The 16,409-nt window shown below is 46.1% G+C and carries 6 protein-coding genes; 2 read left to right on the top strand and 4 right to left on the bottom strand.

Annotated features, from left to right (window positions below; genetic code table 11):
* Positions 1-23: 23 nt before the first annotated feature.
* The 4 genes from BBR47_RS09180 to BBR47_RS09165 all read right to left on the bottom strand — a co-directional run bounded on the left by BBR47_RS09180 (position 24) and on the right by BBR47_RS09165 (position 14,976).
* Positions 24-653: a hypothetical protein gene (locus tag BBR47_RS09180; protein WP_012685494.1), complete on the bottom strand. Its 630-nt coding sequence runs from the start codon at positions 651-653 to the stop codon at positions 24-26.
* Between the two features lie 51 nt (positions 654-704).
* Positions 705-6,095 (bottom strand): RHS repeat-associated core domain-containing protein, encoded by a 5,391-nt coding sequence (locus BBR47_RS09175; RefSeq protein WP_012685493.1) that lies wholly within the window; start codon positions 6,093-6,095, stop codon positions 705-707.
* A 62-nt stretch (positions 6,096-6,157) separates the two neighbouring features.
* On the bottom strand, positions 6,158-13,900 hold the full coding sequence (locus tag BBR47_RS09170; protein WP_012685492.1) for a S8 family serine peptidase: 7,743 nt from the start codon (positions 13,898-13,900) through the stop codon (positions 6,158-6,160).
* Between the two features lie 179 nt (positions 13,901-14,079).
* Positions 14,080-14,976, bottom strand: a complete 897-nt coding sequence (locus BBR47_RS09165; RefSeq protein ID WP_012685491.1) for a PhzF family phenazine biosynthesis protein — start codon at positions 14,974-14,976, stop codon at positions 14,080-14,082.
* A 127-nt stretch (positions 14,977-15,103) separates the two neighbouring features.
* On the opposite strand from BBR47_RS09165, the gene BBR47_RS09160 reads away from it, so the two are divergent.
* Together BBR47_RS09160 and BBR47_RS09155 are read left to right on the top strand one after the other, a co-directional pair.
* Positions 15,104-15,973, top strand: coding sequence for a LysR family transcriptional regulator (locus tag BBR47_RS09160; protein ID WP_012685489.1), 870 nt, complete (start codon positions 15,104-15,106; stop codon positions 15,971-15,973).
* Between the two features lie 18 nt (positions 15,974-15,991).
* A complete protein-coding gene (locus tag BBR47_RS09155; RefSeq protein WP_012685488.1) occupies positions 15,992-16,369 on the top strand; it encodes a DUF3899 domain-containing protein in 378 nt (125 codons plus the stop codon).
* The last annotated feature ends 40 nt before the right edge of the window (positions 16,370-16,409 follow it).

Raw genomic sequence — 16,409 nt, 5'->3', positions numbered from 1 at the left:
GTTTAGGGGATGAGGTAGTTCTATTAATTGTTTATTTTTACTGCTGTTTTCTCCTGTATATTAATTTCATATTTCTCATTTGGAAAAGGAAACTCCTCGGTAGTGTTAAGTATGTAAATATTTGAGTTAGTAGTTGGTTCGAGCTTAACAAAGTAATTTACATCACCCCAAGATACACCTGTGATCTCCTTTGTAGGAAACTCTAAATGAATTCTTATTTCCTCCAATGTCTGGGTATTCTTTAAATATAAGCGAGCTGAACTATTTTTCTGAAACAAATTAATTAGTTCCATGCAGTATTCAAATCTACCATCCGGTGTCTGCTGTATGGAATCAGTTCTTATTTTTTCTGTTAACCACCCATTCGTCTCTACGTTTTTATACAAATGTGGTGTCATTAAAAGCATGGCAATGATGATAATTAAAACCCCAATGAACTCCCACCACCTAGATGGACTCCACTTTTTCAATAATAGAAAACTAGAAACGACTATCAATAAAATTGAGGGTATACCTAGATACAAAAGTATTACCGTGGAAATCAAGTCTATACCGCGTTGAAAATTTGCAGTAGAGCCAAGTACAAACCAGATAACACCTGATAAATTAACGAGTATAGTGATGATCCAAATTAACTTCAACCACAATCGCACTGGGCATTCCCCCTCCTGCTAATTAATTTAGTTTCGCAGTAAGATTATTTTTTACCTTTTTGGTTCCACATAAAATTTTGCGAGATACGGCGTTATATATTTTTTCCACCTTTCAACATTAGAGTGCATTGCAGAGTGAGCCTCAATTGGGTTGTACTCCTCCCCTAATTCAATTTTTATATTTGCTGCATTTGTATACTCCCGTTTGGCTTCGCCAAGTAACCATACGCTTCCCCCATTTACCTGTACACCATCTCGTTCATTGTAAACATGTAGATGCTGTCCCACTGGATACTCTAAATAATATTCAAGTTCCCTTACAGGAGTAGCAATAGTAACAAGCGTTTCCACCTGAATTCCTTCATGTTCCAAAACATTTGCTGCTAAAATTGATACATTTCCGCCATGACTATGACCAATTAGCCGAATTGGTTTCTTCTCATTACCTTTAATACTTCGCCAATTCATGATCTCGCTTGCCAAAGATTGTGCTGCCTTTACCCTTGCCGTATTATCGTTATCACCTGACCACTCAAATTTTCTTACATCCTCTTTGTATAAATCTTTGAAATACGTAACAAAATCATCCTTCCAAGTAGAATTATCCGAAAAAGTCCCATGAACTAGCCATGCATCATGTCCTGTAGGATCAATATACCTAACCGGATTGTTGTGAGTATACGTATACCGATTCAACGTCAACGGATTATCCACTTGTCCTTTATACGTATCCTCGGATATAAACCGACCTATCTTCGGATCGTAATATCTAGCACGCAAATAATAGAATCCGCTCTCCTTGTCGTGCATTTCCCCTGCATACATAAACGGATTTGAGATCGTTTCCTTGACCTTATCTACAATCAAATTGCCCCAAATGTCATACTCATACGTATTCAGGACATTCCCACTCGGGTCTTTGATCTTAACTACATCCCCGTGGCTATTGTAATAGTAGGTACCTTCTAGATTTGACGCGTAGTCTTTCCTCCAAATCAACTGGTTACCAAACACATTCCGCGCCTTGACCCTGCCATCCTGCGTCAGATCTTCAATCACTTGCCCATCCAAATAGACGTAGTGAGTCGTATCCGTCACGCTGCCAGTCTGTTGCTTCGTCGCACGCAGTCCACCTGGATAATACGTGTATGTCGTTGTCCCCTTCTCATCCTTATACTCCTGCAAACGATTAAACAAATCGTGCTTCATTTCATAGGAGCCCAAGATATTTGCCGGAGCATTTGCATACACTTGACGGTTGCCGCGCTTGTCATAGGAATACTGCTTAACGTTCCCTTCGACCGATTCTTCCTTGATCCGGGAAAGCTTGTCGTACACAAACAATCCATAATTCGTACCAGAGCGCTTTTGACTGGTGATATTCCCAAACAGATCGTAGCCATTCGTCTCGTTCCAGCCGTCTGCGTGATTCATTGCTGTTAGTTCTGCAAACGAGCTAACCGATTGTTGCATGGCTGTCGGTTGACCCGGATACGATATAGCGTTGGTTTCTCCTGAGTTACTAATATCGTACGTATACGTGGTCGTTCCGACTCCTGGAATCGCCACCGCGTTCAATCTGTTCGCGTTGTCATAGGTGTATCCGACACTTAGAGATGGAGCAGAACCAGATACCGCACTTCTTGCAGGGTATACAAGTGTATCTACCAAATCGTCATTGTCTGAATAGAGAAGCTGGTAGTCTTTGCCCATCATCGTCTGGCGATTCTTCCGATGGAATCCATCGTAGCCATAGCTGATGGCGTTTCCTGTGTGATTATTCTCGCTCAAAAGCAGACCAGACTGTGGATCGTACACGCGCTCTTCATAGAAGGCTGTACCAGAAGAAACTTTCGTCAGTTCATGGAAAGGCGAATAGTCGTAGTTGAACGTGACGCCGTTTTTGTCCTTGTAACTTTTCACAAGGCCGCTTTTATCGTAGGTGTACGTCTCTGCTCTCGTTTCTGGATTCTTCTCGGAGAGCTTCCATGCCAAACTATTGTAGGTATACTCTGCGGTAGTCGTCCCATTTTCCAGAACACTGGTGAGATTGCCTAGCGTATCGTAGCCATATACGTTTACGTTATTTTCCGGGTCCTGCAAATAAACCAGGTTGTCGTTATGGTCGAAGCGCATGCTCCACGCTTGTGAAGTCTTGCCGTCAGAGATTTCTTTATTGGTTACTTTCCCGAATCGATCCGTTTGGTAGTTCGTCACGCGATGGTGACTGCCGCTTTGGGTCGTCTCCTCTGTGCTCTCCACTTTTCCATACAAATCGCTGTAGGTGGTCGCGATAAAACCATTTGGAGAGAGCGTTTGTTCCGTCAAACGAGGTAAGTATCTTGTTCCATCCGAGTAGGCATTATTTCGATGGTGCTTGGTGGTTCCTAGTGCATTCGTCGTTTGATACAAAAAGCCATCCCAGTCATACAGGTATGAGGTGCTTTCCTCCTGCTTCCCAAAAGGAACCGTACGGCTAACCTCTAACCCATCCGGCGTAAACTCGTTTTCTACCAATGGACGTTTCGCACCTGTTGTGCCTATCTGTTCTTGATAAGCGGTATCTCCATATGGGGTGTAGTAAGTGATCAGCTTCGATTGATCTGGGGCAATTTTCTCCACGATGCCCGGTCCCTCTGCACTCGATCCAGAGGCTTCGCCGTCCCGATAGACATACGTAATGGTTCGTTTTGCGCCTTGATTTTGAAAAGTCTCTGATAGAGGTCTTCCTAATTCATCGTATTCATACGTAGCCTTGCTTCCGTTCGGATAGGTCTGGCTTTTGATTTGGCCTTTGTCATCGATGTCGTAGGAAAAATTCGATACATCCGATTTACCGCTTTCCAGCTCGACACCTGCGAGTGCGATTTGCGTAGGCTGAATTCCGTATTGATCATAAGCGGTGAAGGTCTGCGTCCGTGTCTTTCCTCCGCCAAAGTTCTCCGTTATCGAATAAAGCTGTTTGTTTGTGTATTCGTAGGTTCGTTCAACCGATTGACTCTTGGGCGTATTGATTAAATTGGCAGGGAACGAGTTGATCTCCGTTTCCTTCCGGAGCAAATATTGATCGTTGTACTCATAGGTGGTATTCGAATAATACGAATCACCGGGTGCTGTCGTTGATTGTGTTCTGGCTGCCTTCAATACAGAGAAGGTAAGGAAGCCCCGTGGATTCAGCGCCACTTCATCATATGTCCATGTGCTCATAATGCCGTTTGGCGCAATCTGCTTGATCAGTTGTCCATAATGGTTGTATTCCAGGTACGTCTCTTGTGCGTAATTGTTGATCTTAGCTGCATACCGCGAGCGATTGGAAAGGTTCGGGTCTTTCAAGTAGGAATTGTAAACATCCAGATCGCTAACTGCCGATGTCGGTTCCAGGAAAACGTATTGATACGTCGGCTTTGTGTTCCGGCCTGAATAGGCATAGGTTGTGTACGTAGTTGGATTGTACTCGACCCGATACTTCGCGCCTGATACATTTGTTCCGCCTTTGCTCACGCCTGTTGTCTTTTCGCTTCGCAGCAACGTATTTCCATCTTGATTGACCTTGTAAATGGAATTCTTCGTGTACCGGGAAGCCTCAGATTCTGTCACTTGGATGGTATCCCCATGGCGTTCCGCAAAATTCTTTAATCGAGGCAGTTGTTCCTTTGATACCTTCCATATTTCGCGGAGGTTGTCGTTATTGGCATAGTTCTTTTCGAGCTTATACGTATTGGTTCCTTTTGGCGTTTTCTGCGTGTAGCTGTACGATACTTTATTGACTGGATGATAGGCTACATAGCTGAGTGCATGCTTGTCTTGAAAAATCCGTACGAGACCGTCATTAAACGTAGTCTGACCTAGTTGATAGGGACGATAGTCGTAGTTGATTTTTAATCCTTGCAACGGATAGGAAACCTCTTGCATGAGCAAGTAATCGATTTCCTTACGCTTCTTTGTATCCGATTCCCAATACTTGGATGAATCTTGGAGGCTTTGATCGGTTGGGAGCTTATCCAGCGTATATTTTTTATTTAAATTGAAATAGGCTATGCCCTTCGTTTTGGGATCATGATAGGCATAACGCGCCACTGTATATGCGCTGCTTCCGCTTCCTGCTGTCGGCAAGATTTCTACTCGAACAAGCTGATGATAAGCGCTCAATGCGAACTTTCGTTCAAAATGGTAGCGAATGTGCTTGAGCACCGTGGTCTCGGTCTTGTCTTTGTAGACGATCAAGTCTTGCGTGGTGTCGTTTTGCTTTCGGTTCAATACCACATAACGACCGACACTATCTTCGATGCTGCCCTTCTCTCCGTCGCTACTCAGATTGTACTTGATCGTATCCCCGTAAATATTGGATTTGACGACCATTCCTCGAGTCATATCAAATTCATACTTCAGATTACGGTAATGCAGCGTGTACTTCCGATTCACTTCGTCAATCGTGAAGCGGATGTCTTGATACGGATAATTCACAAACTTGTTGAACCGGTATTCTAAAGATGTACCGTCTTCTAAGGTAATGTAATACCGATTACTCGATGGATCCTTATCTACCTTGGTAGAGTAAATTTGTAGACTTGAATCATAGGCATCGTCCCTTACCGTTACGGCCTGCTCCCGACTGACGATATCCAATCTCGGCATATTAAAATCCCAGCCGGTTGCAAATTTGTCAGTGTCATGTAGGGCTTCATTCTTGTCTAGATCATCATCCCAGGTTGGCACACTGATTTTACTGCTCATGGAGTGGTATCTACGCTTTATATCCAGATACAGTCCATTCTTTCCTGGCAAGTAGAGATCTTGCTCGACGAGGTTTGCAGCGCGATATAGATTGTCGACGGATTGCTCTGTTTTTGAACGAGCAAAGCGAAACTCCTGATCCTGTTCGGTGTATTTTACCGGAGGAAGCGAAGTGGATTGGACCTCCATCTGTTCTTCCAGTTGCTTGATTTCATTGATTTTAGATAAAACGAGAGGGGGTAACCGCTGCAACAGGTCTTTGCTTTCCTGACTCAAATTCTCGAATTGGGTGATAATCTGCTCAGTGGAAAGGCGTTTGACTTCTTCTTGTTCTTCCGCTGTTAGTAATTGCAGCAGCTCGGAATAGAAATAGGCTGCGAATTTTAACAATGCTCTGTCAAAACTGCGATGAATGTCAATAACAGTGTCAGTCTCTAGCTGCGTCCATGTAAGCGAAGAAATATCCGTTTCCGTGTACTCGGTCGGATTTTTTGCTTCTCCTTTGCCATTGGTGATTGACTCGCCCATGGATTGTTGAATCTCTTCGATTGTCGTGTCAGGAGTTGCTGCTTTCTCACCTGACGTAACTGGAGAGATGGAGTCGGGTGCGGATTCATTTGCGAACGTCGTTCCAAGCGGCAACATCGTCGTGCATAATGCAAGGCAAAGCACAACGATCATGTGTGATTTTATGGAAAAATGTTTCATAATGCCTCCGTTAGAGATATTCGTCCCCCCATGATGCGAAGGGGGGACTGCATGAACATGGATTACGGTACAACCGTAATCGTTATCGTTTTAAACTGTCCGTCGTAAGACACCCTGGCCTCTGTAGTTCCAGGATTCATCCCATACACAACGCCTTTCACGATAAATCCAACTCTAGAATCTACCACCGTGTAAAGGCCTTGTGTTGTTACATCCAGCGTACTGCCGTCCTCCTTTGTTGCTGTGACCTTGATCGGTCGCGTGCTGCCAGCTCGTACCTCCACCTTTTCCTGATCCACATGTAATACGGTTCCTTTTGGTGGAAGCGTCACTGCATGCTTGACACTTTTCAAAATGTTTCCATTCTCATCATGAATGAAGGTTACGGATTCTACGCCATTTTCTTTAATCGCCTTAATCCGATTGTTTTGATCGTATACGTACTCATAAAGAGTCCCACCAGGCGGGGGAGCAAAAACAGTGAAGGAAACACTCACCGGATAACTCTCGGTATTGGTCAATTTGATCGTGTAGTTCCCCATCCCCAGCTCATAATTGCTTTCGGAAGGAGTTGGCGTCTCTTTAGGAGTTATGGCATTTCCATTGGACAGTACCGTGACAACTGGATATTTATGCGTCTGATTTTTCAATTGTGTCGTCATGCGATACTTGCCAGAAATGATCGTATTCATGGCCATCTCTACCGTTTGACCAGGCTGAAGCGTAATTTCCTTTGGTTGGTTAAAGGTAAAGGCCTCTCCCCCCGGCTTTGCCAGGAGCGTAGCGTAGATGGAATCCTTAGCGACAATTTTTACATAATAGGTTTTTCCTGCAACAAACACGGGGTTGACTCTTCCGTTGGCATCCGCCGCAATCTCCTCATGTGCCTGCAAGCTTGCCGCTTTATAGACGGATAGGGTTGCATTTGCAGGTGAACCCGAATCGTTGTTTAACGTGAATGAATAGGTTCCATTTGCTCCGGCAACGATTTTCATGTATTGCGCCTCATTTGCAGGGAAATACATCCGCACGGGGCTATTCTCAACCATTCCATTAAAATTGCCTTCTGCTGGTCTCGTTTCAACCGTAATCGAACTGCTGTAGCTGCTAATTCCGGTTGAAGTATACGCCCAAAGTTTAATGGTATACACACGGGAAGGCTGAAGGCCCGCGATCGTATGATTAGTGACGTCACCCACTTTTTTAATACCGCCACCATCGACTTGGACTCCGTAGTCAATGGCCCCTACAGATGGACTCCAATAGATTTTGAGTGAATTGGTTTCGGCCTCCACGTTAACGATGCTTGGTGCATCCGGCTTGTCTTCTACCGTTAAGCTTCCACTGTAATAGGCCACAATCGGCTCCGTTACTTGGATATTTTCGTACGTGCCCGATCCGAGTTCCCGCCCCGTCCAATTCAGCTCCCACTGACCGGAGGTTCCTGTTGTTGTAAATTTTTTGGCAGAATGAGAGGAGGACACTTTGGCTTCAATCGTTTCTCCAGAGGTAAGCTTCGTGTATGTTCCATCCAATGTAAAGATGTCATCAAGGTCCATGACTCTCTTGGCAACCGGCGTGTAGATCACGATTTTCGGAAGTGCTTCTTCCAGTGGGACGGAATAGTTAACCGCTGGTGTCCAAGCTCCCCGGTTATCCTGCGCCTGCACTGTCCAGTAAATGGTCTGGTGCAGCATATCTTTTGTAAGCGGGAAGGAATACCTGCTAACAACTTGTCTGTTTTGAGAAGCTTCCGGGATCAGCTCCTCTTTTTCAACAATCTCGTTTCCACCTGGCGTGAAGCCCACTCGTAATTTTGTCGAAACGATTTTGTCTGTGACATCATTTTCATTGAGCGTGTAGTTGATGGTTCCTGTAAGCCCTCTGTCCAAGGTGACAAACCCCGTACTAGCTACGACAGGTGCTTGATTGGCAGCCAGAACACTAAAATTCAACTTCGCCGTACCACCATAAACATAAGCAGGCGTCTTCGGCATAATCGTGCGAATTCGTGCTTCCACTCGGGCATTTTTCTCGATCACACTTGTATCAAAAACATAGGAACGTGCTGTACCTGTCAATTTTTCGCGGATCGTTGAGGTGACACGCCCACCTTCGCTTATATAAATGAGTAATTCTTGCGATTCGATTTTACTGGAGTGCCCACCGTAGCCTACATATTCCCATGTCAGTGAAACCTTTTCTCCTTTTGAAATTTCGGTTCCATCCTTCGGAGATTTCCAGTCTGCGACAACCACAATGTCTTCCTTTTCGGCTTGCGCTATCATGTCCAGGGTGAAGTCTACTTTTTCACTGAGTGATCTTCCGGACTTTTGGTCGACTGCCCAGACACGAAGAGAGTAAAGAACATCCGGTTTCAAGTGATGAGTGGGCAGGTTGAACAAAAATGGTTGGGGCTTTTCCGAAGCCGTAAATCTCGTCAACTCTTGTGGATCTCCATCATCCAGCTGGTACCAAATGTTTACCTGATCTCCCATATTCGGATCCATGGCAAAGCCTGAGATCGCAACGACATCTTTGCCATCAACGGTGGAGACCGCTGCTCCCACAACGGGAGAGGTCAAATAGATTTGGGGAGACGCATTATCATTAACGGCGTTACTCACGTAGGTAATTTCAGGTGTCCATTTTAGTAAATCGCCGATGCTGCTTTCTTTTTGATCCACTTGAAACAAGAGCGCATCTCCTTGCTCTACCTCAAGTTCTTCTTGGAGTCCCACACCAATTTCATCGTTGAATTCAATGGCTTGCCAGCCAGTGGACGGCCAAATTTGTTCATCGTTTTTCAACAATCGGACGTTTACCCCATCGCCCTCATCGACTTGAATTTTGGAAATCCAACCGCTGACCTGGATTTTTCCTGATCGTGGTGCTTCCCATTTGATGACAGGGCTTGTGCTGCCAACTTTTATCCAGGTATTTCCGATGGCCGTATCGTGATTGCCCTTCCATTCTTCTGTTTGCTTATTCCATGTCAAATCAGCATGTTGATTCCCTGACACCTCTTGATAGGACCAATTGTCCTTACCTTGCTGATCTGAAAATTGCAGCCAATAGGTGTATTTGTCATGAATCGGTTTCACAATTGTGATCGCCTTTTCCATGCTAGTCTGTTTCCCGTCTTTTTCCGTTACCAGCACAGTCAGCTGATGCTGTCCCAAGTCCAGATCATTCACTTCCAACAGATACGAAAAACCGGGTTTTACAGGTGGTGCCTCTGGGTACATTCGCAAAATATCTGGGCGCTCCAGTCCATATTTCGCCTCACCCAATGCAACGCCATCCATCTGCACTTCGATTTTTTCCACTTCACCGGAGGTCATGAACCAGCCTGCCACGTTATAGCTCCCACTAATCTGTTCATTCTCTTCTGGAGCATCAATCGCACCTGTCGTCGTCAGAGTGCCACCCTTCACATGAATAGGCACTTGCTGAACGATGCCAGCAAAAGTAATGGACAAAACGGTATTCCCTGGTGCTAGGCCCGTTATCACACCAGTTTCGTCTATTTTTGCAATGGCTGGGTCTTGAATTGCGTAGGTGGCTTCGCCTGTTACGTCCTTTGTACTCTTGTCCCGATAAGCTGCTACAACCGTGAGAGAAGCGGTCTTTTCTTTCTCAAGATCAATTGTGGAGAGGTTGGTAGTAATCCCTGTTACGGGGCCAACTGTTACCTCTTTATCGAGGACGAGACTTTCTACTCCCTTTTTGTTGGTTACTCGTACGGTTATTTTGTGCTCGCCTTCATTGAAACTCATTGTATGGAGTTGATACTGAAAGCCTGCATTTGCATTCTCATAGCGTGGATACAGGGCAAAAATGTCTGGGCGAGGTCCGCCATATACTGCCGTTCCTTGTAGCTGCCCATCCATCCAAACTTCAATCTTGGCTACACCGTCCGGATCAAGAAGCCATCCCTGAATTGTTGTGGTTCCTCCAATTTCTGCTTTTTCCATCGGAATGTCGATCTTTCCTTTTGCAACCAGTGGGCCTGATTCTGTTTCCGTCACAACCACTGGAATCGTTAGGGTCTGACCTCCATAACTGACGACAATCTTGGTCATTCCTACTTCGAGTCCTGTGACGATTCCCAATGGACTCACGTGGATCACATTGGCATTCTCGTACGAATATACGGCATGCGCAGTCACATCTTTTGGACTTTGACCAGCTGTAGTTGCGGTAATCCGTAGCTTCTGCATCGACGATTTTGCTAAACTAATTCCCGATTCCGTATGCTTCAAACTATCTGCCGGAGTTATTTCTCTAACCACAAAGCTTTTCTCTGGCAACGGATATTGTTTGCCTTCGCTATCCGTCACCACAACAGAAACCGTATGATGACCGGATTGCAAATCGGACAAGTCCATCGTATAACTGAATCCTGCATGCGCATTCTTATAATCTGGATGCAGCAGGGCAATGTCAGGTCGTGCTATACCCGAATTGGCTTGTCCGACTTCTTTTCCATCAAGGAAGACCTGATAACGAGTAGGCGTAGAAGGATGCAAAAACCAGCCCGCTATCGTATACGAACCATGGATAACCGCGTCATTTGCTGGCGTTTCTATTTCGCCGATTGCCTTTCGTACTTCTGCTGCTGTAATGACGACTGGTATCTGGATACTCTGATTTCCGTATTTGATCGTAAGGCTCGTATTGCCCTGCGCGAGAGCCGTAACTACGCCGTCTGGACTCACTTTTGCAACAGATGGATTTTCTACGGTGTAGAGGGCTAGCTTGGTCACATCCTGCTTGCTCTGATCCTTTAGCTCTGCTTTGACAGTGAGTGGATGTGTTTTTCCTTGAGAAAGCTGCAGCTCGGCGATATCTACGTGCAATCCGATTGCCGGGATCAATTCGACCACCTGAACGGTTCTTGACCCCAACATCGTTTGATTTCCATCCTTGGCTGTTCCACGAACAGAAATGGCATGCTTTCCTTTTTGGAGAAGAGCTGTGTCGAGGCTGTATTGAAATCCAACGTTGCTACCCGGTAAAGAAATATCCGTAATCTCGATTTCGGGACGTGGAACTCCATACTTGGCTTCACCGATTACAACGCCATCCACCAATACCTCAATGCTCGAGACGCCACTTGAGGCGATAAACCAGCCTGTTACAGGGTAGATTCCGCTAATCGTCGCGTTGTCGAGAGGACTGTCCAATCCCCCTTGGGAAGCTCCAGCAGCTGCTTTCACCGTGATCGGTAACGTCAGCACTTGTCCCTGGTAGTCGACAATCACCGTGGTCTTTCCGATCTGCAGACCAGTGATGATTCCGTGATCGGAAATGCTGGCAACAGTAGAATCCTCAAGGGTGTACTTCGCTTCTCTTGTTACATCTCTGATTTGGTCATTTTGCAAAACAGCCGAAATGGTCAGTTGCTGTGTATTCCCTTGTGATAGCTCGACTTTGCTTACATTTGCAGCTATACTCTTGGCAGGTTGTGCACGCTCGATAGACACGGAGCGCTCCGCCAGCACTTGCTCTTTGCCTTCCTGATTCACAGCCATCAGAGTAATGGTGTGCTGCCCTTCCGTCATTTGAGTCGTATCCAAAAAATACTGAAAACCAGAAGTAGCATTTTGATATGCCGGGTACTCCTGCGCGATATCAGGTCGCGATTGCCCGTAAAGAGCTTCCCCGACTAATTTCCCATCTACATGGACCGCTATCTTTGCTACACCTGCCGGATCTAAATACCAGCCTTTCATGAGAGAGACTCCCGTCATTGTGGAATGATCGGCTGGACTCTCTAGTTCCCAACGCGGTATGAGCGCGATTTTTTCCTGGATCGTGACAGGCAGCGTGATGGCTTGTCCTTCATAGCGAATCGTCACAATCGCTGTTCCCAGTCCTTTTGCTTTTACGAAGCCAGTTGGGGATACCGTTACGATACTTTCATCCGAAGAAGTGTATTCAGCCAGCATCGTGACATCTTTTAGCGTTTTATCTTCGAGAATCGTAGAGATAACGAGCTGATGCGTATTCTCGTCCGTTAGCTCCAGCTTGGAAACATCCGCATGAAGGCCTTCTACTGGCTGCTTGGTGCCAACATAGAACGTATTTCCTTCGATAACCGACTGCTCTCCATTCTTGTTTTGAATGGCAAGCGAAATCGTATGCAATCCTACGCTCATTTCTCTTGTATCCAGGTTAAAATGAAAGCCTGCGTTTCCATTTTGGTACGCTGGATACTTGGCCTCAATATCGGGCCTTGGGTCACCATAAGTTGCTTCTCCAACCTTTAAGCCATCAACCATGATACTGATTTGGGACACGCCTGCTGGATCTAGATACCATCCCTTCAACACATACGTACTGACAATGAATTCACCATTTTCTGGGGTATCAAGACCACCACGTGGGGTCAAAGGTACCTTTTCACTAACCACTACCGGGATTTCGATCGTCTTGTCTTCAAACGTTACGATCAATCGCGTCTCACCAATGCCAGTCGCGATCACCATTCCTGTTGGGTTTACTGTAGCGATTTTTTCATCGTTACTGGCATAATTCGCTTGCTCGGTAATGTCTTTGGTCGTGTCATCTTTCAGCTTCGCCTTGATCTTCAATGGATGGCTCTGCCCTACGGAAATAGCCAGCTCGTTAGGATTAGATTCAATCGCCTGAATCCCGGTAGACTGTGTGCTTCCTATTTCCAAGGCTTTTTCCAGGTTCACCAGCCCTTTACCATAAAAACGTGGCTCCCCTAGTGGTGTTGCACTCTCGATCAAAATATCCCGGACTTCATCGCTGGTTGCCTTTCCCTTCTTCGACCAAATGACTGCTGCGGCACCTGCCACGTGAGGAGCAGCTAGCGAAGTACCCGAGCGCAATTCATACCCTTTGTGAAGGGAAGTGCTTAAAATATCCACGCCCGGAGCCATCAGGTCCAAACCCGCTCCTACACTGGAGGTATCTGCACGCTGGTTATCCCGATCAACCGAACCTACCGACAAGGCTTCCGGATAATGTGCCGGGAATAATTGGGTATCCTCCCCCAGGCCTCGATTGCCCGCTGCTGCAATGACCAGAATTCCATGCTCATTTGCCCTTTTAATCTGGTCGTGCAACGCTTGACTGCCCACGGACCCACCTGCACTGATCGAGATAATATTCATGCCATTCTGGATGGCCCATTCTATTCCCTGAATCATACTCGAATACTTGCCATGACCTTTTTCATCAAGAACTTTGATCGAATAGATTTCCGCTTCTGGCGCGACTCCTACGATTCCAAGATGATTGTCTTTTCCTGCGATTACCCCAGCTACTGCGGTACCATGACCATGGGCATCATCGTAATCCACTTCACCTTCTACATAGGAAATGCCACCATTCACTTTCAAATCTTCATGACGTGAGATTCCGGTATCCAAAATTCCTATCTTCACATTTTTACCTAAGTAATTTTTGCTATGTGCTTGAAGTGCACCTACATGCTCGACTCCCCATGGGATCTCCTGTTTTTCTGTCAGGTCGATCTCTGCTAACTCTGTGTCACTATCTTCTTCTATGTACGCGACATTTCGATCTTGAGATAATTCCTCCCTTTCGCTTTCAGTTAAGGTAGCCACCATAATTTTGGAGCTAAGTTGTTGCACAGACGTTCCTTGAATGGCGCTCCTTTTTGTTCGCTTACTGTCCTTGAAACCAATCAAGTAAGTTTTGCTTTTTTCCGTTGCACGCACCTGCTCAGGAACCGCTTGCAAAAACAGTAAAGAGAGCAGGATAAATACGTTACAAATACTGATGGAACGGATGAATTTACTGTTCATCTCTAAGACTCCCTCCCCCATACCGGTTCAAAACCGAAAGAAAATAAGTACAGGTAAAATTAGTGAAATATTCCTTAAACACACAATTCGAATTATAATGAATTCCTTATATTGGATCAACAGGAAATAAAGACAAAAAAAGACGTTCTTAGACAAGAACGCCTTTCACCTTTCCTTATTTATCCTCTCATTTGCCCCGCAATCGTCAAATGCGCCTCACCTGCTACACGAATAACAGGCTCCTCTCCAGATCGATCAACGGTTACATACAGCTTTCCTGGCCGACCAATCGCATGTCCTTGCCCTATGACGAGCTCTGTCACTTTTCCAGCAGGCAGCAACTCTTCCAATGCCAGATAACCAGCCAAAGCCCCGTTTGCAGCACCTGTTACAGGATCTTCCGCAATCCCGATCGCAGGCGCAAAATCTCTCGTGTACAAGTCATAGCCTTCAGGAGCATCCCACGAAAACAAATGAGTGGTTGTGATGCCGTGTTCCTTATTCATTTCTGCGAGGGAAGCGAGCAATGGCTGTGCTGCATCGATTGCCTGGCGGGTGCGGACTGGAACGAGTAGATGCCTATTTCCAGTGGAAGCGAGCTTCATCGGATAGCGATCATCCAGATCGGCCAATGTTATGCCTACCAGCCTCGCTACCTCTTCGCTGTCTACATCAATCTCCTTCACGGAAGGCCTGATTTGGGTCATTTCCACTCGCTGTAACTGGCCATCCTCCATCATCAATTGAACAGGAATCAAACCAACATTTGTCTCAAACACGATACGACTACCCTTTTCCAACCAACCACGCTCTGTTGCCAATAGCCAAGCAGAACCCACTGTCGCATGTCCGCAGAAATCGATCTCAACCGAAGGAGAAAAATAGCGAATGCGAAAATCAGCTTCTGGATGGTCGGATGGCATCAAAAAGGCAGACTCAGGAAGATTCAACTCATTGGCAATTTTCTGCATTTGGTGTAAAGTCAAAGTACCTGCTTCCGGGATGACGCCCGCGGGATTGCCTGCAAACGGCTCTCTCGTAAAGGCGTCCACATGATATACGCTCACATGATTCATGGTTATTTCTCTCCTTTTGTTAAACGAATGCTTCTCTTGTTTTTCATCTTAAAGTGGTGCAAGCGCGCTGTAAAATGAAGCTTTCGCATACCAACCATGATAAAAACTTCATGAAAGGAGAAGCTCTATGACTTTGTTTCAAATGGAAGTCCTTGTGGCTGTCACCAACGCTGGCAACTTCACGCGAGCTGGGGAACAAATCGGATTGAGCCAGTCGGGTGTAAGTCATACCATCGGCGCACTGGAGAAAGAGCTCGGTATTTCCTTGTTCACCCGCAATCGCAGCGGTGTTAAGCTGACCGCAGCTGGCGAAAAAATCGTCACCTCGGCCCGGATCATATTGGAAAACGTCTCATTGATTAAACAGGTGGCTGCCGAATCAGGCGAGCATCTGGAGGCAACGCTCCGGATTGCTTCCTTTCCCAGCGTAACCGCTCAGCTCCTACCCAAATTGCTAAAGTCGATAGAAAGTCACTATCCGCATATGCAAACAAAGCTATATGAAGGTAGCTATCAAGAAATAAAAGAATGGATTCGCTCGGGAGTTGTCGATGTCGGTTTTCATGTGTGGCCCGATGACGAGCTCGAGGGAATTCTGCTGACGACAGACGCCCTGCATGCTGTCGTTCCAGCCCAGCATCCTTTGGCAAAAGAGCCCTCCCTTACCTTGGAGCAATTAGCCCGCGAATCGTTTCTCATGCCCATGGCGGGTTGTCACTTGTTGATTGGCGCGGAGTTTGCCAAGGCTGGGCTTACGCCAACTGTTTCCTATGAAATCGCTGATAATACAACGATTTTGGCCATGGTAGAAAGCGGTGTTGGAGTTACAATCGTTCCGTCACTGACTCTACCAACACAACTACCTGATGTCGCTGTCAAAGAAATCACGCCGCCTCTCTCTCGGCAAATCGGCTTGGCTGTACGTTCGCTTCGTGAAGCCCCATCTGCCGTTCAGGCTTTTTTGCGAGAGGCAGAGCGCATCGCACCTACACTATAAAAAGGACGTGCTTCTTCGTTGAAAAAATGGCTCATTCTCCTACTCGCTCTCTCCGTGATCAGCAGTGTGATTTTAGGAATTACCATTCAAGCTGGGACGTTGGTGCCATTAATTAACCAGAGTTTTTTAATCGGGCTTTTCCTGTTGATCGTAGGGAGTATTGTCGTCGTGACACGCTCCGGATTTTTCACGATTTTTCTGCATGGATTCAAGCAGTTGAAAGGGATGTTCTTTCGCAAGCCGCGCATGATGGACAGTGACATCGTTCAAGCTAACGACCCTGCTTTCGAGGAAAAGAAGGAGTCGTTCGTGCGAATCGGAACGTCGCTTTTTCTTACATCGGGCACTGGATTGATTGTCTTCTCAATCGTTCTCACCTGTTTCTACTATTTATAATCTCACAAGAAAGGGCTGTCCCATCGATCGGGAACAGCCC

It is taken from the genome of Brevibacillus brevis NBRC 100599 (assembly GCF_000010165.1).
Lineage (GTDB): Bacteria > Bacillota > Bacilli > Brevibacillales > Brevibacillaceae > Brevibacillus > Brevibacillus brevis_D.
This window is presented reverse-complemented; position numbering and strand designations above follow the sequence as displayed.

Excerpts from the sequence above, each read along its gene's own strand:
- BBR47_RS09175 (WP_012685493.1), bottom strand. The coding sequence starts at position 6,095 with ATGAAACATTTTTCCATAAAATCACACATGATCGTTGTGCTTTGCCTT.
- BBR47_RS09170 (WP_012685492.1), bottom strand. The coding sequence starts at position 13,900 with ATGAACAGTAAATTCATCCGTTCCATCAGTATTTGTAACGTATTTATC.
- BBR47_RS09165 (WP_012685491.1), bottom strand. The coding sequence starts at position 14,976 with ATGAATCATGTGAGCGTATATCATGTGGACGCCTTTACGAGAGAGCCG.
- BBR47_RS09160 (WP_012685489.1), top strand. The coding sequence starts at position 15,104 with ATGACTTTGTTTCAAATGGAAGTCCTTGTGGCTGTCACCAACGCTGGC.